This window comes from Klebsiella sp. 141203 (genome assembly GCF_032601985.1).
Taxonomy (GTDB): Bacteria; Pseudomonadota; Gammaproteobacteria; order Enterobacterales; family Enterobacteriaceae; genus Klebsiella; species Klebsiella aerogenes.
In genome coordinates, this window is record NZ_JAQIRL010000001.1 from 1,332,919 (window position 1) to 1,350,856 (window position 17,938).

Sequence of the window (17,938 nt, forward strand, 5' to 3'; positions counted from 1 at the left end):
TCACTTTTCCCGGATGGCGGCAAGCCGCCGTTTCCGGGCCATTCTGAAGCTTTATGTCCCCACCCCGGAAAGCATCGCGCTCCGGGGAGATCTCAACGCCATGGAGTGCGACTTCAGCTTGTTGTTCTGGCCTTACGTACCTGTGCGGCATAGGTGGCCAGCGTGTGCTTGAGGATATCCAGCGTCACCGGTTTTGACAGACAACTATCCATTCCCGACTCCAGGCAGCGCTGCTTTTCTTCCGCCAGTGCGTTAGCCGTCACGCCAATCACCGGCAGAGTCATCTCCAGTTGCCGGATCCGCTGCGTCAGACGGTAGCCATCCATATTTGGCATGTTCACGTCGCTGAGAACAATATCAATATGTTGTTTACTGAGGACGTTAAGCGCATCGACGCCATCATTGGCCGTCACGCATTGATAACCCAGTGAGCCAAGCTGGTCAGCCAACAGGCGGCGGTTAATCGGGTGATCGTCGACCACCAGAATCATCATGTCGTCATTGCTGACCGTTGGCGCGTCGTGGGCCGATAGCGCCGGACCATTCTCTTCCGCCGCCAGCGCCAGATGCAGCAGGCGTCCCAGCAACGGCAGGAGCTCATGCGGCGTGGTTACGCTATGCAACCACTCCCCAGGCGCGCGCTCAACGGGGATGCCGATATGGCGACGGCAGAAGATCACCGCTGCGCTTCCCGACCAACGCTCGCTGAGTTCATCATCGGTTAATAAAATATCGTCAGCGGCCGGTGTCTGGCCAGCAAATTGCCGTACCGTCAGGCCATGATATTGCAGCAGCGATTCGATAAACAGCGCCAGTGACGTGTTATGAATCGCCAGCCAGCAGGTGCTGTTGCTGTGCCGATCGGCCAACAGCGCCGGCATCTGCTGCATGCCATATAGCGGAATGCGGATGGTGAAACGGCTGCCCATGCCGGGTTCAGTTTCCACGGCAATGTCGCCATCCATCATGCTGATGAGTTTTTCACAGATAGCCAGCCCCAAGCCGGTGCCCTGGAAATTACGCTGCACCCCGGTACCGACCTGGAAGAACGGGTCGAACAGGCGCACAACTTCTTTCGCCGGAATCCCCTCTCCGGTGTCACGTACGCTAATTTGCAGATAGTCGCCGGCGCGCTGGACGTGCAACACGATACAGCCGGTATCGGTAAATTTAATGGCGTTACTCAGCAGGTTGGAGATGACCTGCTGCAGGCGCATCGGGTCGCCTATCATCGTTTGCGGAACATCCGGCTCGATGAAGCAGTACAGCCCAAGCTGCTTGCGCACCACCAGCGGTAGATAGTTCGCCGAAATATGATTCATAACCTCGCGCGGCGAAAACTCTCGTGGCTCGATTTTGAGCTGCTCAGACTCAATCTTCGAGAAGTCGAGAATATCGCTGATAATCTTCAATAGCAGGCTGGAGGAGTTATTCATCGCCGTCACCAGCCGATCGACCCCTTTCGGCAACGCTTTTGTCTGCAGCAGATCGAGGTTGCCAATAATACCGTACAGCGGCGTACGCAGCTCGTGGCTGACGGTGGCGAGGAACATCGATTTCGACTGGCTGGCCTGCTCCGCCGCCTGGGCCATCTCCTGCAGCGACTCTTCCATTTTCACTCGGGCGGAAACATCCACCAGCACACATATCGCTACGTTTTCATTACGATAGCGCGAGTGCACAAAGCTAATCTGCAGGTTGGTGTTGTTGCTGGTTAACACGTCGACGAAATTGACCTGCTGGCCGCAGATAATCTGCGTGAGCCGCTGGCGGTCTTCGTGAGTCAGCATATTCAGATAGTTATGCGCCAGTTCGTTACTCAGTATGTTAGTGCCGTCCTGAGTACGCAGAATACAGATCCCAACCGGCGCGGAGGCGACGATTTTACGGTTGAACTGCTCATGCTCTTCCAGACGCTGGGCGTCGTTTTCCGCCGGAATAAATATCCGCCGTTCATACATGCGCGCCAGCGCGAACAGGATCGCGCCGGTCAGGATATTCAATACGATAGCGTTGAGGATCAGCATCCTGATACGCTCCAGCACCTGATCGACGGAAACCGAATAGACAATACTCAGCGATGACGGCAGCAGGCTCTTTTTCAGCACCAGTTCGCGGAAACCAGAGCTATAGCCAAACCACATCCGCTCCTGCATCCAGCGGGTTTCCGGTTTAATGCTGTTATCCGGCCCGGCAAGAGAAATGAGCTGCTGGCCGTTATCATCGAGAATCGTCACGCTCATCGGCAGGCTGCCTGGCGTAAAGAAGCTCTCCATGCGGATAGTCTGCTCAACGCCGAGCATCGCCTGCAGGCGGTTGGCCATATAAATAGGCGTCAGCGCATAGAAATAGCCGACGCCCGGACGCACGCCCTGGCTAATCCAGAACAGGTTATTGCCGCGCTCGTTTTGCGGCGCATCGCGATATTGTTCGATACGCTGATGCAGCACCTTCAGCGCCTGATCGCGCTCCAGCGGCATATCGCGCAGGCCAAAATTAGCCATGCAGAGGTTGTCGCTGCCAATTAAAAAAATACGGTTCAGGTCGTAGGCGGCGGAGAAATTATCGCGCCAGTAGCGCATGAACCACGCCAGCGATTGCAGCGAATTACGCCAGGCGCCGCTCATTGCGCTGCAGTCGGAATCCGGATACAGCGGTTCAAAATTTGGGATAGTGATATTACCGCTGTTGGCAAGCGCCGCGCTGCCCTCGCTCCCGGTCGCCGCGCGGTTGCCTGCGACGTACTTCAGCTCTTTAATGACATCCGCAGTCCGCTGGATATAGCGCTGCGCCTGGTCGGCGTTAAGATTCAGCTCCTGACGAATTTCCGATTCCCGTTCATGCAGCGCGTTAACGATATAAAACACGGAGACAAAAGCAATCAGCATCCATAGCAGAACCGCCAGCGCTCTGAACAGATAACGAGAAACCTTTAAGGTCGTATGAAACGAGGCAAGATATTTCAATGGGGTAATGCTCGGTCGTCAGGGGCTCAACAGAATGGGGTTAAAGTAGCGGTAAATGGGCTTTGCCGCAATGTTAATGCAAAAAGGGCCGGGATAATACCCGGCCCTTTCAGAACATTTACCTGCGACGATTACTCTTCGTCTTCGGCGATGTCGTCGTCAGCATCGTTTTCCGGCGCGATATCATCATCGCCCTCCGCTACGCTGCCGTCGATGGCATCCAGTTCTTCGTCGTCAACCGGTTCAGCCACGCGCTGCAGGCCAACAACGTTTTCATCTTCCGCGGTACGGATCAGAATCACGCCCTGAGTATTACGACCCACGATGCTCACTTCAGAAACGCGAGTACGCACCAGGGTGCCCGCATCGGTGATCATCATGATCTGGTCGCAATCATCGACCTGCACGGCGCCGACCACTGAACCGTTACGTTCGGTGACCTTAATAGAGATAACGCCCTGCGTCGCACGTGACTTGGTCGGATACTCTGCTGCCGCAGTACGCTTGCCGTAACCGTTTTGCGTCACGGTCAGGATAGCGCCTTCGCCGCGAGGAATAATCAGCGACACCACGCTATCTTCGCCCGCCAGCTTGATGCCGCGTACGCCGGTTGCGGTACGACCCATCGCGCGAACGGCGTCTTCTTTAAAGCGCACCACTTTACCGGCGGCGGAGAACAGCATCACTTCGTCCTGACCAGAAGTCAGATCGACGCCGATCAGTTCGTCCCCTTCGTTCAGATTGACGGCGATGATACCGGCAGAACGCGGACGGCTGAACTCGGTCAATGCCGTTTTCTTCACGGTACCGCTGGCGGTCGCCATAAAGACGTTAACGCCCTCTTCGTACTCGCGAACCGGCAGGATTGCGGTGATACGCTCGTCAGCTTCCAGCGGCAGCAGGTTGACGATCGGCCGACCACGCGCGCCGCGGCTTGCTTCCGGCAACTGATACACTTTCATCCAGTACAGACGACCACGGCTGGAGAAGCAGAGGATCGTGTCATGGGTGTTGGCCACCAGCAGACGGTCGATAAAGTCTTCTTCTTTAATACGCGCTGCCGATTTGCCTTTACCGCCACGACGCTGCGCTTCGTAGTCGGTTAACGGCTGATATTTCACATAGCCCTGGTGCGACAGGGTCACGACAACATCTTCCTGGTTAATCAGGTCTTCGATATTGATATCAGCGCTGTTGGCGGTGATTTCGGTACGACGCGCATCGCCAAACTGTTCTTTAACCAGCTCCAGCTCTTCGCGAATAACTTCCATCAGACGATCGGCGCTGCCCAGGATGTGCAGCAGCTCGGCGATCTGATCCAGCAGCTCTTTGTACTCGTCGAGCAGTTTTTCATGCTCCAGACCGGTCAGTTTCTGCAGACGCAGATCCAGAATCGCCTGGGCCTGCTGTTCGGTCAGATAGTACTGGCCGTCACGCACGCCGAACTCCGGCTCCAGCCATTCCGGACGTGCGGCGTTATCGCCGGCGCGCTCCAGCATCGCGGAGACATTGCCCAGATCCCATGAACGCGCGATTAAACCCGCTTTTGCTTCCGCCGGCGTCGGCGCGCGGCGAATCAGTTCAATGATCGGATCGATGTTAGCCAGCGCAATCGCCAGCGCTTCAAGGATATGCGCACGGTCGCGCGCTTTACGCAGTTCGAAAATAGTACGACGAGTGACAACCTCGCGGCGGTGACGAACAAACGCCGCAATGATGTCTTTCAGGTTCATGATCTTCGGCTGACCGTGGTGCAGCGCAACCATGTTGATACCGAAAGAAACCTGCAGTTGGGTCTGGGAGTAGAGGTTGTTAAGAACCACTTCACCCACCGCGTCGCGTTTCACTTCGATAACGATACGCATACCGTCTTTGTCAGATTCGTCGCGCAGCGCGCTGATGCCTTCAACGCGTTTTTCTTTCACCAGCTCGGCGATTTTCTCAATCAGGCGCGCTTTGTTCACCTGATACGGAATTTCATGCACGATAATGGTTTCACGACCGGTTTTCGCGTCAGCTTCGACTTCCGCGCGCGCGCGAATGTAAACTTTACCGCGACCGGTACGATAGGCCTCTTCAATACCGCGACGGCCGTTAATGATAGCGGCGGTCGGGAAGTCCGGGCCCGGAATGTGTTCCATCAGCCCTTCAATGCTGATGTCTTCGTTATCAACGTACGCCAGGCAGCCGTTGATCACTTCCGTCAGGTTATGCGGCGGAATGTTGGTCGCCATACCTACGGCGATACCGGAAGAACCGTTCACCAACAGGTTAGGGATTTTTGTCGGCATGACGTCAGGGATTTTCTCCGTGCCGTCATAGTTGTCGACGAAATCAACCGTCTCTTTTTCGAGATCGGCCATCAGCTCATGAGCGATCTTCGACATACGGATTTCCGTATAACGCATCGCTGCGGCGGAGTCGCCATCGACAGAACCAAAGTTACCCTGGCCATCGACCAGCATATAACGCAAGGAGAACGGCTGCGCCATACGTACGATGGTGTCATAAACGGCGGTATCACCATGCGGGTGGTATTTACCGATTACGTCGCCAACGACACGGGCTGATTTTTTATAGGCTTTGTTCCAGTCATTGCCCAATACGTTCATGGCGTATAGTACGCGACGGTGTACCGGCTTCAGGCCATCTCGGACATCCGGCAGCGCACGGCCAACAATGACCGACATCGCATAATCCAGATACGAGCTTTTCAGCTCTTCCTCAATGTTGACCGGTGTAATTTCTCTCGCAAGGTCGCTCATCTAACCGCTATCCCTCTACTGTGTCCCGGATTCAAAGGTCGCAAATTATAACACAGCCGTCGTAATAGAGGTAAAGCAATACGGTTTATTCGTGGCAGTCTGCTGATATACTCGCAGGTCAGAACAGAAAAGGAGTAAAAGCGCCCATGAATGCCGAAAAACCGTCGGTGGCCCCCAACGTTGATCACAATGAAATCGCCAAATTTGAAGCCGTCGCCTCGCGCTGGTGGGATTTAGAAGGCGAGTTCAAACCGCTGCATCGCATCAACCCGTTGCGCCTTGGCTATATTGCCGAACGCTCCGGCGGCCTGTTCGGCAAAAAAGTGCTTGATGTCGGCTGCGGCGGCGGCATCCTCGCCGAAAGCATGGCGCGCGAAGGTGCCACGGTCACCGGTCTGGATATGGGCTTCGAGCCGCTGCAGGTCGCAAAACTGCACGCCCTGGAGAGCGGCGTTCAGGTGGAGTATGTGCAGGAGACCGTCGAAGAGCACGCGGCGAAGCACGCCCAACAGTACGACGTCGTCACCTGTATGGAGATGCTCGAGCACGTCCCTGATCCACAGTCGGTCGTGCATGCCTGCGCGCGACTGGTGAAGCCCGGCGGCCAGGTCTTCTTCTCGACCATTAACCGCAACGGCAAAGCCTGGCTGATGGCCGTGGTCGGCGCGGAATACGTGATGAAAATGGTGCCAAAAGGTACGCATGACGTGAAGAAGTTTATCAAGCCGGCGGAGCTCATCGGCTGGATCGATCAGACTTCTCTGAAAGAGCAGCACATCACCGGCCTGCATTACAATCCGCTCACCAATACCTTCAAGCTGGCGCCGGGCGTTGATGTTAACTATATGTTGCATACAACGGCGAAAAAAGCATAACGTCATACGTTTTTATGATGATGATTGCGCGGCATCAAGCTGCGCAATTTTCCCTTCCGACGAAGAAATCAGCACTCGATCAAATTTTGATTTTTTTTTCTGTTTTATTGACTTCTTCTCCAGGCCTTATACGGCGTGGACTTAGCGATTATTACGCCTGCGCAACCTCAAATTAGCGTCAAAATCAACCCTTGTACTCAAAAGAATCCTTACTAAAATAACTCACCATATAGCGTTCTTTTTATCGACAACCCCCTACATATAGTATTTATCCACAGAGTTAGTCACAACGACTGGCTGTGGATAAATGGGGGGATATTTTTTCTCACGGACAGGTAAAAACCACATGAATCAGAGTCTGCTGGTGACAAAGCGCGACGGTAGCACCGAGCGTATCAATCTCGACAAAATCCATCGCGTACTAGATTGGGCGGCAGAAGGACTGAATAACGTTTCGATTTCTCAGGTAGAACTGCGTTCACATATTCAGTTCTATGACGGCATCAAAACCGCCGACATCCACGAGACTATTATTAAGGCCGCAGCGGACCTGATCTCCCGCGATGCGCCGGACTACCAGTACCTCGCCGCGCGACTGGCGATTTTCCACCTGCGCAAGAAAGCGTTTGGCCAGTTTGAACCACCAGCGCTGTACACCCATGTGGTAAACATGGTCGAAAAAGGTAAATACGATCATCATCTGCTGGAAGACTACACGGAAGAAGAGTTCCAGCAGATGGACGGTTTTATCGACCACTGGCGCGATATGAACTTCTCCTATGCCGCCGTTAAGCAGCTGGAAGGTAAATACCTGGTGCAGAACCGCGTCAGCGGCGAAATCTATGAAAGCGCCCAGTTCCTCTATATTCTGGTCGCGGCTTGCCTGTTCTCTAACTATCCGCGTGAGACCCGTCTGGACTACATCAAGCGTTTCTATGACGCGGTGTCCACCTTTAAAATTTCGCTGCCGACGCCGATCATGTCCGGCGTGCGTACCCCAACTCGTCAGTTCAGCTCCTGCGTGCTGATTGAGTGCGGCGATAGCCTGGATTCGATCAACGCCACCTCCAGCGCGATTGTGAAATACGTTTCCCAGCGCGCCGGTATCGGTATCAACGCCGGCCGCATTCGTGCGCTGGGTAGCCCGATCCGCGGCGGCGAAGCCTTCCACACCGGCTGCATCCCGTTCTATAAGCACTTCCAGACCGCGGTGAAATCCTGCTCGCAAGGCGGCGTTCGCGGCGGCGCGGCCACCCTCTTCTATCCGATGTGGCATCTGGAAGTCGAAAGCCTGCTGGTGTTGAAAAACAACCGCGGCACCGACGCCAACCGCGTTCGCCACATGGACTACGGCGTGCAGATCAACAAGCTGATGTACACCCGCCTGCTGAAAGGCGAGGACATCACCCTGTTCAGCCCGTCCGACGTTCCTGGCCTGTACGATGCGTTCTTCGCCGATCAGGATGAGTTCGAACGTCTGTACACGAAATACGAAAAAGACGACAGCATCCGCAAACAGCGTATTAAAGCCGTTGAGCTGTTCTCACTGATGATGCAGGAACGCGCCTCTACCGGCCGTATCTATATCCAGAACGTTGACCACTGCAACACCCACAGCCCGTTCGACCCGGTTGTCGCGCCGGTGCGCCAGTCTAACCTGTGCCTGGAAATCGCCCTGCCGACCAAACCGCTGGACGATGTGAACGACGAAAATGGCGAAATCGCGCTGTGCACGCTGTCGGCGTTCAACCTTGGCGCCATCGATAGCCTCGACGAGCTGGAAGACCTGGCGGTACTGGCGGTGCGCGCGCTGGATGCCCTGCTGGATTATCAGGATTACCCAATCCCGGCGGCCAAACGCGGCGCGATGGGTCGTCGTACGCTGGGCATCGGCGTTATCAACTTCGCTTACTATCTGGCGAAACATGGCAAGCGCTACTCCGACGGCAGCGCCAACAATCTGACGCACAAAACGTTCGAAGCCATTCAGTACTATCTGCTGAAGGCCTCCAACGAACTGGCTATCGAACAAGGCGCCTGCCCGTGGTTCAATGAAACTACCTACGCACAGGGTATTCTGCCGATCGATACCTACAAGAAAGACCTGGATGCGATCGTGAGCGAATCTCTGCATTTCGACTGGGAGCAGCTGCGTGAATCCATCAAAACCCACGGCCTGCGTAACTCCACACTCTCCGCGTTGATGCCGTCTGAGACCTCTTCGCAGATCTCCAACGCCACCAACGGCATCGAACCACCGCGCGGCCACGTGAGCATCAAAGCGTCGAAAGACGGGATCCTGCGCCAGGTCGTTCCGGATTACGAAAATCTGCAGAACGCCTACGAACTGCTGTGGGAAATGCCGAATAACGACGGTTATCTGCAGCTGGTCGGCATCATGCAGAAGTTCATCGATCAGTCGATTTCCGCCAACACCAACTACGACCCGACGCGTTTCCCGTCCGGAAAAGTGCCGATGCAACAGTTGCTGAAAGACCTGCTTAACGCCTATAAATTCGGCGTGAAAACGCTGTACTATCACAACACCCGTGATGGCGCGGAAGACGCCCAGGATGACCTGGCGCCGTCAATTCAGGACGACGGCTGCGAAAGCGGCGCATGTAAGATCTAAGGTATTTTTGCCGGGTGGCGCGATGCTTACCCGGCCTACGGTTTTGTAGGCCCGGCAAACGCAGTGTTGCCGGGCGATACAATCTCAACAGGACCCACTCATGGCATACACCACTTTTTCACAGACGAAAAACAATCAACTGCTTGAGCCGATGTTTTTTGGCCAGCCGGTTAACGTGGCCCGCTACGATCAGCAAAAATATGACATCTTTGAAAAACTGATTGAAAAGCAGCTCTCCTTCTTCTGGCGCCCGGAAGAAGTCGACGTTTCGCGCGATCGCATCGACTATCAGGCGCTGCCGGAACATGAAAAGCATATTTTTATCAGCAACCTGAAATATCAGACGCTGCTCGATTCCATCCAGGGCCGTAGCCCGAACGTCGCGCTGCTGCCGCTGATTTCCATCCCGGAACTGGAAACCTGGGTGGAAACCTGGGCCTTTTCAGAGACGATCCACTCGCGTTCCTACACCCACATTATCCGCAACATCGTCAACGACCCGGCGACGGTGTTCGACGATATCGTGACCAATGAGCAGATCCAGAAACGCGCGGAAGGCATCTCTCACTATTACGATTCTTTGATCGAAATGACCAGCTACTGGCATCTGCTGGGCGAAGGCACTCACACCGTCAACGGCAAAACCGTGACCGTGAATCTGCGCGAGCTGAAAAAGAAACTGTATCTATGCCTGATGAGCGTCAACGCGCTGGAAGCGATCCGCTTCTACGTCAGTTTCGCCTGCTCCTTCGCCTTTGCCGAACGCAAGCTGATGGAAGGTAACGCCAAAATTATTCGCCTGATCGCCCGAGATGAAGCGCTGCACCTGACCGGCACTCAGCATATGCTGAACCTGCTGCGCTCCGGCAGCGACGATCCGGAAATGGCGGAAATCGCCGAAGAGTGCAAACAGGAGTGCTATGACCTGTTCGTGCTGGCGGCGCAGCAGGAAAAAGAGTGGGCGGACTATCTGTTCCGCGACGGCTCGATGATCGGCCTGAACAAAGATATTCTCTGCCAGTACGTCGAGTACATCACCAATATCCGCATGCAGGCGGTGGGCCTCGATCTACCGTTCCAGACCCGCTCCAACCCGATCCCATGGATCAACACCTGGCTGGTTTCCGACAACGTTCAGGTCGCGCCGCAGGAAGTGGAAGTCAGCTCTTATCTCGTCGGCCAGATCGATTCTGAAGTCGATGCCGACGATCTGAGCAACTTCCAGCTGTAATGAAGCGGATTTTCTTGAGGATTTCTGACACTCGCCTTGAGTGTCAGGATGAACATCCTTCCCTGTTGGCCGCTCTTGAATCGCATAACATCGACGTGGAGTATCAGTGCCGCGAAGGCTATTGCGGTTCCTGCCGCACGCGTCTGGTGTCAGGCCAGGTTGACTGGTTGACAGAACCGCTGGCGTTTATCCAGCCGGGAGAAATTTTGCCCTGCTGCTGCCGGGCGAAAGGCGATATTGAGATCGAGATGTAAGTGTTGTCAGGTGGCGCTACGCTTACCTGACCTACAAAACCGCAGTTCGTAGATACTGTTATCGGTTTGCAACTTTTTCGCTTGAGAAAAACGTTTACCGCATGTCGCTGCAGAGGATATTGCGCTCCCGTTTAATTTTTCTGCAATATGTTTTCCGTGGCGCAGGGAGCGCACAAAGGGCGGCCAGTCGCCGCCGCCCTCTGTACTCCCGGGCTCTGGCCGCCAAAATCGCCACTTCGTGGTTCCTTCGACTTATCCCTGTAGGCTTCGGGTCGGGCCGAGGCTGCGTCCGTGCAAAACACGGCCCTCAGCCCGCATCCATGCGGGCTGCCCCGGCCTGCCGGGAACGTCTCAGCGATTTTGAGGCCACCAACACCGGCAGTTTCAGCCAGCATGGTGGATAAATTAAAGGCAGGCCGCACAGACCGTAGGCCGGGTAAGGAGTAGCCGCCACCCGGCTTTTTAGTGTTTCGCGTCCAGGAACTGCACCGCTTTATCCGGGAAATCGGTAAACAAGCCGTCGACGCCCGCCTGGTTATACAGCACGTCATAGAGCTGATTAACGTTAGTGGCGTACTCCGGCAACTGATCCGCGCGCACGGTATACGGATGCACCTGCAGATGGCTGGCGTGCGCCTCTTTTACCATCGCCGTCAGCTTCACCGTGCCCGGCTTCGAGCCTTCCGCTACCAGCATATGGTAATCCGGGCCGATACCGTCGGCGTACTGCGCAATCTGCGTCATCGCCCCCGGCTTGAACATCCAGTCATAGCTGTAGTTCACCCATTTACCATCGGCCTGTTTCTGCTGCGTTTCATTCCAGTCGGTATAGGCGATGAGCTGCACCAGATTGAGATCCATACCCATCTTCGGCTCCAGCTCATTCTTAATGCGTTTGAGCTCGTTGGCGTCAAAACACTGCAGATAAACCTTATCCTGCTTGCTGGTGTAGCCATATTCCTTCAGCACCTTCAGCGTGCTGGCGGCAATATCTTTGCCTTCCTGATGGTGGAACCACGGCGCTTTGATTTCCGGGTAGATACCGATATTTTTCCCCGTCGAATGATTCAGCCCCTGCACAAACTCAATCTCTTCTTCAAAGGTATGAATGCGGAAATCGGATTTACCCATCGGGAAACGCCCGGGATAGGTCTGCACGTTCTTACCATCTTTCGGCTCAAAACCTTCGGTGAACTTCAGCGACTTAATCTCGGCCAGGGTAAAGTCGATAGCGTAAAAACGGCCATCTTTACGCGCCCGCTGCGGGAAACGCTGCGCAACATCAGTCACCCGATCGAGATAGTGGTCATGCAACACCACCAGCCGATCGTCTTTGGTCATGACCAGGTCTTGCTCAAGGTAATCCGCCCCCTGAGCGTAAGCCATCGCTTTCGCCGGCAGGGTATGTTCCGGCAGATACCCGCTGGCGCCGCGGTGGGCGATGACAATTTTATCAGCGGCTGTCGCGCTGAAGCACAGCGCTGAACTGGCCAAAATCATTCCGCTCATTAGCGCGGTAAGTTTCATTTTCATCGCCGCTCCTTAGGCTTGTTTCAGTTGTTGATGATGACGACGCTCGCCAAGCATGACGATAATGAGCAGCAGAACCGCCAGTACGCTACCGCCAATCATCACCATGAAGCCGCCATCCCAGCCGAAGAAATCGACGGTATAGCCAACAATGGCGCTCGCGGCTACAGAACCGCCGAGATAACCGAACAGACCGGTGAAGCCCGCAGCGGTGCCGGCAGCTTTTTTCGGCGCCAGTTCCAGCGCATGCAGACCGATCAGCATTACCGGGCCGTAAATCAGGAAGCCAATGACGATCATACAGGCCATATCGACGCCCGGATTACCCGGAGGGTTCAGCCAGTAAACGACGGTGGCAATCGTCACCAGGATCATAAAGAACACGCCGGTTGCGCCGCGGTTGCCTTTAAATACTTTGTCCGACATCCAGCCGCACAACAGGGTGCCCGGAATGCCCGCGTACTCATACAGGAAGTAGGCCCAGGAGGATTTATCCAGCGCGAAGTGTTTGACCTCTTTCAGGTAGGTCGGCGACCAGTCCAGAATGCCGTAGCGCAGCAGATAAACGAAGACGTTAGCGATAGCGATGTACCACAGCAGTTTGTTCGGCAGAATGTACTGCATAAAGATCTGCTTCGCCGTCAGCTCTTCTTCGTGCTTTTCGCTATAGTCATCCGGATAGTCGTTTTTATACTCTTCAATCGGCGGCAGACCGCAGGACTGCGGGGTATCGCGCATCATCGCGAAGGCAAAAATCGCCAGCAGGATCGCGCCGAAAGCCGGCATATACAGCGCCGCGTGCCAGTCGTTAAACCACGCCATCCCCAGCAGGAACAGCAGCGGCGGAATGCCGCCGCCGACGTTATGCGCGCAGTTCCACACTGAGACAATCCCGCCGCGCTCTTTCTGCGACCACCAGTGCACCATGGTACGACCACACGGCGGCCACCCCATCCCCTGGAACCATCCGCAAAGGAACAGCAATACGAACATGATCATGATGCTGGAAGTCGCCCACGGCACGAAGCCCATCACCAGCATCACCAGCGCCGCCAGAATTAACCCTGCGGGCAGGAAAATGCGCGGATTCGAGCGGTCGGAGACCGATCCCATGATGAATTTCGAAAATCCGTAGGCGATGGAGATACCCGAAAGCGCGAAACCGAGGTCGCCACGAGAGAACCCCTGCTCAATCAGATAAGGCATCGCCAGCGCAAAGTTCTTACGAACCAGATAGTAAGCGGCATAACCGAAGAAGATGCCAATAAAGATCTGCCAGCGTAATCGACGATACAACGGGTCGATTTCCGCCGCCGGCAAACGCGCTTTATGCGCTGCGGGTTTAAAAATACTTAACATATCAGCCTCCGTGGCCATTGCTGTTTCACTGACATCGACGCAAAAAATCTAATTTATTCACGCACTTCTAATTAGGTCGCGATGGTAGGCAAAGCGTAGAACTAATACTGTGAAATATCGCACATTTTGTTACAGATATATGACAAAATTTTCCAATGTGAGCACAAAATCACAGCAAACGCTCGAATTGCGCGCAAATATGCTCGAAATCAAACATTCCACACTATTGGTATGGCTAAATGGTGTAAAACGAAAGTAGAGGACCGGAAGATGGCCGAGACGCAAGAATTTGATGCGCTGATTATTGGCGGCGGCGCCACCGGCGCGGGAATCGCCCGCGACTGCGCCCTGCGCGGGTTACGTGTGGCGTTGATTGAGCGGCACGATATCGCCACCGGCGCCACCGGCCGCAACCATGGTCTGTTGCACAGCGGCGCGCGCTATGCCGTTACCGATAGCGAATCCGCACGCGAATGTATCAGCGAGAATCGCATTTTACGTCGCATCGCCCGCCACTGCATTGAACCCACCAACGGGCTGTTTATCACCCTGCCTGAAGATGACATGGCCTGGCAGCAAACCTTCATCAACGCCTGTCAGCAGGCCGGTATCGATGCCAAACCGCTTACCCCCGCTGAAGCTTTGCGTCTGGAACCCGCGGTCAACCCGACGCTGCTTGGCGCCGTACAGGTACCGGACGGCACCGTCGATCCGTTCCGCCTGACGGCCGCTAATATGCTCGACGCCCGCGAACACGGCGCGCAGATCCTCACCGGCTGCGAGGTTACCGGCCTGCTACGTCAGGGCGATCGTGTGTACGGCGTACAGATCTACGATCATCAACGTCGCGAAGCGCGTAGCATGCGCGCACAGGTGGTGGTCAACGCCGCCGGAATTTGGGGCCAACGCATCGCGGAATACGCCGATCTGCGCATCTCCATGTTCCCGGCAAAAGGCTCGCTGCTGATCCTCGACCATCGTATTAATAATCAGGTGATTAACCGCTGCCGCAAGCCGGCGGATGCCGATATTCTGGTGCCCGGCGATACCATCTCGCTGATTGGCACCACCTCGACGCATATTCCTTATGACGAAATTGACGATAACCGGGTGACGACGGAAGAGGTCGATACGCTGCTGCGCGAAGGGGAAAAACTGGCGCCGATCATGGGGCGCACCCGGGTGCTACGCGCTTACTCCGGCGTCCGTCCGCTGGTCGCCAGCGATGACGACCCCAGTGGGCGCAGCGTCAGCCGCGGTATTGTGCTGCTCGACCACGCCGCGCGCGACGGTATGGAAGGCTTTATCACCATCACCGGCGGTAAGTTGATGACCTACCGTCTGATGGCGGAATGGGCCAGCGACGCCGTCTGCCGCAAACTCGGCAATACTGAGCCGTGCCGCACCGCGGAGCGTCCGCTGCCGGGCTCGCAGGAAGCCACAGAAACCACGCTGAAAAAGATTATCTCGCTACCGACGCCGCTGCGCGGGTCGGCGGTCTATCGCCACGGCGACCGCACCCCGGCATGGCTCGGCGACAGCCGCCAGCACCGCAGCCTGGTCTGTGAATGTGAAGCGGTCACCGCCGGGGAAGTGCAGTACGCGGTAGAGAATCTGGCGGTGAAGAATCTGCTCGACCTGCGCCGTCGTACCCGAGTCGGTATGGGCACCTGCCAGGGGGAACTGTGCGCCTGCCGCGCCGCCGGGCTGCTACAGCGCTTCAACGTCGCCACACCGGCGCAGTCGTTAACTCAGCTGTCGGAATTTCTCAATGAACGCTGGAAAGGCGTTCAGCCCATCGCCTGGGGTGACGCGCTGCGCGAAAGTGAATTTACCCGCTGGGTCTACCTCGGCTTATGCGGACTGCAAAAGGAACATCAGGATGAAATTTGATTGCGCAATCGTCGGCGGCGGGCTGGCCGGGCTACTGTGCGGACTGGCGCTGAATCAGTACGGCCTACGCTGCGTGATAATCAGCCGCGGGCAAAGCGCGCTGCACTTTTCCTCTGCTTCATTAGACCTGCTCTCGGCGCTGCCGAACGGCGATACCGTCACTGATATCGCACAAGGTCTTCAGCAACTGGCCGTTCAGCTTCCTGAACACCCCTACTCCCGTCTCGGTGCCGACGCGGTGTTCGAATACGCCAGGCAGGCCGAAGCGCTGCTGGCCGCCTGCGGCGCGAACATGCAAGGCGAAGCGCGCCGACCGCATCTGCGGGTGACGCCGCTGGGAACGTTGCGCCCGGCGTGGCTGTCGCCCGAAGAGGTTCCGCTGGCGCCCATCGCGCAGCAGCGCGTATGCATGGTGGGGATTAGCGGTTTTGCCGATTTTCAACCGCACCTGGCCGCCGCCGCCCTCGGACAGAGCGGAGTGGACGCCTCCGCCGCGGAGATTGATTTACCGCTGCTTGATGTGCTGCGCGATAACCCTACGGAGTTCCGTGCCGCCAACATCGCCCGCGTGCTTGATGATGAAAACCTGTGGCCTGCCCTGCAGTCCGCGCTGCTGCCGCTAGCGCAAGAGTACGAACTGCTGATAATGCCCGCCTGTTTTGGGCTCGCGGATAATCGCCTCTGGCATTGGCTACAGGAACATCTGCCCTGCTCGCTGCGCCTGCTGCCGACGCTGCCGCCTTCGGTGCCGGGGATGCGCCTGCATAGCCAGCTTCAGCGTCAGTTCATCCGCACCGGTGGTACCTGGCTTGCCGGTGACGAAGTGGTGAAAATCAGCCATCAGCAGGGCGCCGTCGAGGCCGTCTGGACGCGAAATCACGGCGATATCGCGCTGCGCCCGCGCTTTACCGTGCTGGCGAGCGGAAGCTTTTTCAGTAACGGACTCGTCGCCACGCGTGATAGCGTGCGCGAACCGATCCTCGGCCTCGATCTGCAGCAAACGCTGGCGCGCGATAGCTGGTATCAGCGTGATTTCTTCGCGTCACAACCGTGGCAGCGCTTTGGTTTGAAGACGGACCCCATGCTACGCCCACACCTGCTCGGCCAGCCGCTGAGTAATCTTTTCGCTATCGGCTCGCTGCTCGGCGGTTTCGATGCCATTCAACTCGGCTGCGGCGGCGGCGTTTGCGCCGTCACCGCGCTGCATGCCGCCAGACAGATCCACACCCTTGCAGGAGGCCGGTCATGAACGATACCCGCTTTGAAAGCTGCATAAAATGCACGGTCTGTACCACCGCCTGCCCGGTGAGCCGGGTAAATCCGCGCTATCCCGGCCCGAAACAGGCGGGGCCGGACGGCGAACGTCTGCGTCTGAAAGATGGCGCGCTGTACGACGATGCGCTGAAATATTGTATTAATTGCAAACGCTGCGAGGTGGCCTGTCCGTCTGATGTGAAAATCGGCGATATTATTCAACGCGCGCGTGCGCAGTACAGCCAACAAAAACCGACTCTGCGCGATGCCATCCTCAGCCATACCGATCTGATGGGCACCCTTTCCACGCCTTTCGCGCCGCTGGTCAACGCCACTACGGGGTTAAAACCGGTGCGCCGCCTGCTCGACACCGCGCTGAAAATCGACCATCGCCGCACGCTGCCGAAATATGGCTTCGGCACCTTCCGCCGCGCTTATCGCCAGCTCGCCGCCAAACAGGCGCAGTACAGCGAGCAGGTGGCTTTCTTCCATGGCTGCTACGTCAACTATAACCACCCGCAATTGGGTAAGGATCTGATTCGCGTCGTCAACGCGCTGGGTACCGGCGTGCAGCTCTTATCGAAAGAAAAATGCTGCGGCGTCCCGCTTATCGCCAACGGCTTTTTTGACAAAGCGCGCAAGCAAGCGCACAGCAACGTCGCCGCCATGCGCGAAAACGCGTTGCCGATCATCGCCACCTCTTCAACCTGTACTTTTACCCTGCGCGATGAATATCCCCATCTCCTGGATATCGATAACAGCGATCTGCGGGATCGGGTGGAGTTAGCGACCCGCTGGATTTGGAAACAGCTCAATGCCGGCAAAACCCTTCCATTGCGCCCGCTGCCGCTGAAGGTGGTCTATCACACCCCATGTCATATGGAAAAAATGGGCTGGTCGCTATACACCCTTGAGCTTTTGCGCCAAATCCCGGGCCTACAGCTGGAAGTACTGGATTCGCAGTGCTGCGGTATCGCCGGCACCTTCGGCTTTAAGTCGGAAAACTATTTGTCGGCGCAGGCCATTGGCGCGCCATTATTTCGCCAGATTGAAGAGAGCGGCGCGGACGTAGTGATTACCGATTGCGAAACCTGCAAATGGCAGATAGAGATGTCCACCAGCAAGCGCTGCGAACATCCCATTACTCTGCTGGCGCAGGCGCTGGGGGCGCCTGCCTGA

At 56.3% G+C, this 17,938-nt stretch carries 11 protein-coding genes; 7 read left to right on the top strand and 4 right to left on the bottom strand.

What is annotated here, in order from left to right:
* Positions 1–113: 113 nt before the first annotated feature.
* Positions 114–2,966, bottom strand: a complete 2,853-nt coding sequence (gene rcsC / locus PGR29_RS06385; RefSeq protein ID WP_213794358.1) for a two-component system sensor histidine kinase RcsC — start codon at positions 2,964–2,966, stop codon at positions 114–116.
* A 131-nt stretch (positions 2,967–3,097) separates the two neighbouring features.
* The gene (gyrA, locus tag PGR29_RS06390) at positions 3,098–5,731 is read right to left on the bottom strand and encodes a DNA topoisomerase (ATP-hydrolyzing) subunit A (RefSeq protein WP_045391405.1); all 2,634 of its coding nucleotides are present in this window, start codon (positions 5,729–5,731) and stop codon (positions 3,098–3,100) included.
* Between the two features lie 146 nt (positions 5,732–5,877).
* On the opposite strand from gyrA, the gene ubiG reads away from it, so the two are divergent.
* The 4 genes from ubiG (at position 5,878) to yfaE (ending at position 10,723) form a co-directional block, all read left to right on the top strand.
* Positions 5,878–6,606, top strand: a complete 729-nt coding sequence (gene ubiG, locus PGR29_RS06395; protein WP_045391407.1) for a bifunctional 2-polyprenyl-6-hydroxyphenol methylase/3-demethylubiquinol 3-O-methyltransferase UbiG — start codon at positions 5,878–5,880, stop codon at positions 6,604–6,606.
* A gap of 346 nt (positions 6,607–6,952) precedes the next feature.
* On the top strand, positions 6,953–9,238 hold the full coding sequence (gene nrdA, locus PGR29_RS06400; RefSeq protein ID WP_015365619.1) for a class 1a ribonucleoside-diphosphate reductase subunit alpha: 2,286 nt from the start codon (positions 6,953–6,955) through the stop codon (positions 9,236–9,238).
* 100 nt (positions 9,239–9,338) lie between these two features.
* Complete coding sequence (gene nrdB / locus PGR29_RS06405; RefSeq protein ID WP_015365618.1) at positions 9,339–10,469, top strand: class Ia ribonucleoside-diphosphate reductase subunit beta; 1,131 nt, start codon at positions 9,339–9,341, stop codon at positions 10,467–10,469.
* Positions 10,469–10,723 (top strand): class I ribonucleotide reductase maintenance protein YfaE, encoded by a 255-nt coding sequence (gene yfaE, locus PGR29_RS06410; protein WP_015365617.1) that lies wholly within the window; start codon positions 10,469–10,471, stop codon positions 10,721–10,723. Before nrdB ends, yfaE begins: the two co-directional genes overlap by 1 nt.
* 462 nt (positions 10,724–11,185) lie before the next feature.
* Here yfaE and glpQ read toward each other — a convergent pair whose 3' ends face one another.
* Positions 11,186–12,256, bottom strand: coding sequence for a glycerophosphodiester phosphodiesterase (glpQ, locus tag PGR29_RS06415; protein ID WP_316424268.1), 1,071 nt, complete (start codon positions 12,254–12,256; stop codon positions 11,186–11,188).
* A gap of 9 nt (positions 12,257–12,265) precedes the next feature.
* The gene (glpT, locus tag PGR29_RS06420; RefSeq protein ID WP_316424270.1) at positions 12,266–13,612 is read right to left on the bottom strand and encodes a glycerol-3-phosphate transporter; all 1,347 of its coding nucleotides are present in this window, start codon (positions 13,610–13,612) and stop codon (positions 12,266–12,268) included.
* Between the two features lie 270 nt (positions 13,613–13,882).
* Between glpT and glpA the strand changes: the two genes are divergently transcribed.
* Genes glpA through glpC form a run of 3 tightly spaced genes read left to right on the top strand, consistent with a single transcriptional unit; the run spans position 13,883 to position 17,938 of the window.
* Entirely contained in the window at positions 13,883–15,505 is a 1,623-nt protein-coding gene (gene glpA, locus PGR29_RS06425) for an anaerobic glycerol-3-phosphate dehydrogenase subunit A (RefSeq protein ID WP_308958263.1), read from the top strand.
* On the top strand, positions 15,495–16,754 hold the full coding sequence (gene glpB / locus PGR29_RS06430) for a glycerol-3-phosphate dehydrogenase subunit GlpB (protein ID WP_316424271.1): 1,260 nt from the start codon (positions 15,495–15,497) through the stop codon (positions 16,752–16,754). The genes glpA and glpB overlap by 11 nt, the downstream gene beginning before the upstream one ends.
* Complete coding sequence (glpC, locus tag PGR29_RS06435) at positions 16,751–17,938, top strand: anaerobic glycerol-3-phosphate dehydrogenase subunit GlpC (RefSeq protein WP_316424272.1); 1,188 nt, start codon at positions 16,751–16,753, stop codon at positions 17,936–17,938. Before glpB ends, glpC begins: the two co-directional genes overlap by 4 nt.

What these genes read in the sequence shown, in the direction of transcription:
- yfaE (WP_015365617.1), top strand. Translation starts at nt 10,469, where the DNA reads ATGAAGCGGATTTTCTTGAGGATTTCTGACACTCGCCTTGAGTGTCAG.
- ubiG (WP_045391407.1), top strand. Translation starts at nt 5,878, where the DNA reads ATGAATGCCGAAAAACCGTCGGTGGCCCCCAACGTTGATCACAATGAA.
- glpT (WP_316424270.1), bottom strand. Translation starts at nt 13,612, where the DNA reads ATGTTAAGTATTTTTAAACCCGCAGCGCATAAAGCGCGTTTGCCGGCG.
- glpQ (WP_316424268.1), bottom strand. Translation starts at nt 12,256, where the DNA reads ATGAAAATGAAACTTACCGCGCTAATGAGCGGAATGATTTTGGCCAGT.
- glpC (WP_316424272.1), top strand. Translation starts at nt 16,751, where the DNA reads ATGAACGATACCCGCTTTGAAAGCTGCATAAAATGCACGGTCTGTACC.
- glpB (WP_316424271.1), top strand. Translation starts at nt 15,495, where the DNA reads ATGAAATTTGATTGCGCAATCGTCGGCGGCGGGCTGGCCGGGCTACTG.
- nrdB (WP_015365618.1), top strand. Translation starts at nt 9,339, where the DNA reads ATGGCATACACCACTTTTTCACAGACGAAAAACAATCAACTGCTTGAG.
- gyrA (WP_045391405.1), bottom strand. Translation starts at nt 5,731, where the DNA reads ATGAGCGACCTTGCGAGAGAAATTACACCGGTCAACATTGAGGAAGAG.
- nrdA (WP_015365619.1), top strand. Translation starts at nt 6,953, where the DNA reads ATGAATCAGAGTCTGCTGGTGACAAAGCGCGACGGTAGCACCGAGCGT.
- glpA (WP_308958263.1), top strand. Translation starts at nt 13,883, where the DNA reads ATGGCCGAGACGCAAGAATTTGATGCGCTGATTATTGGCGGCGGCGCC.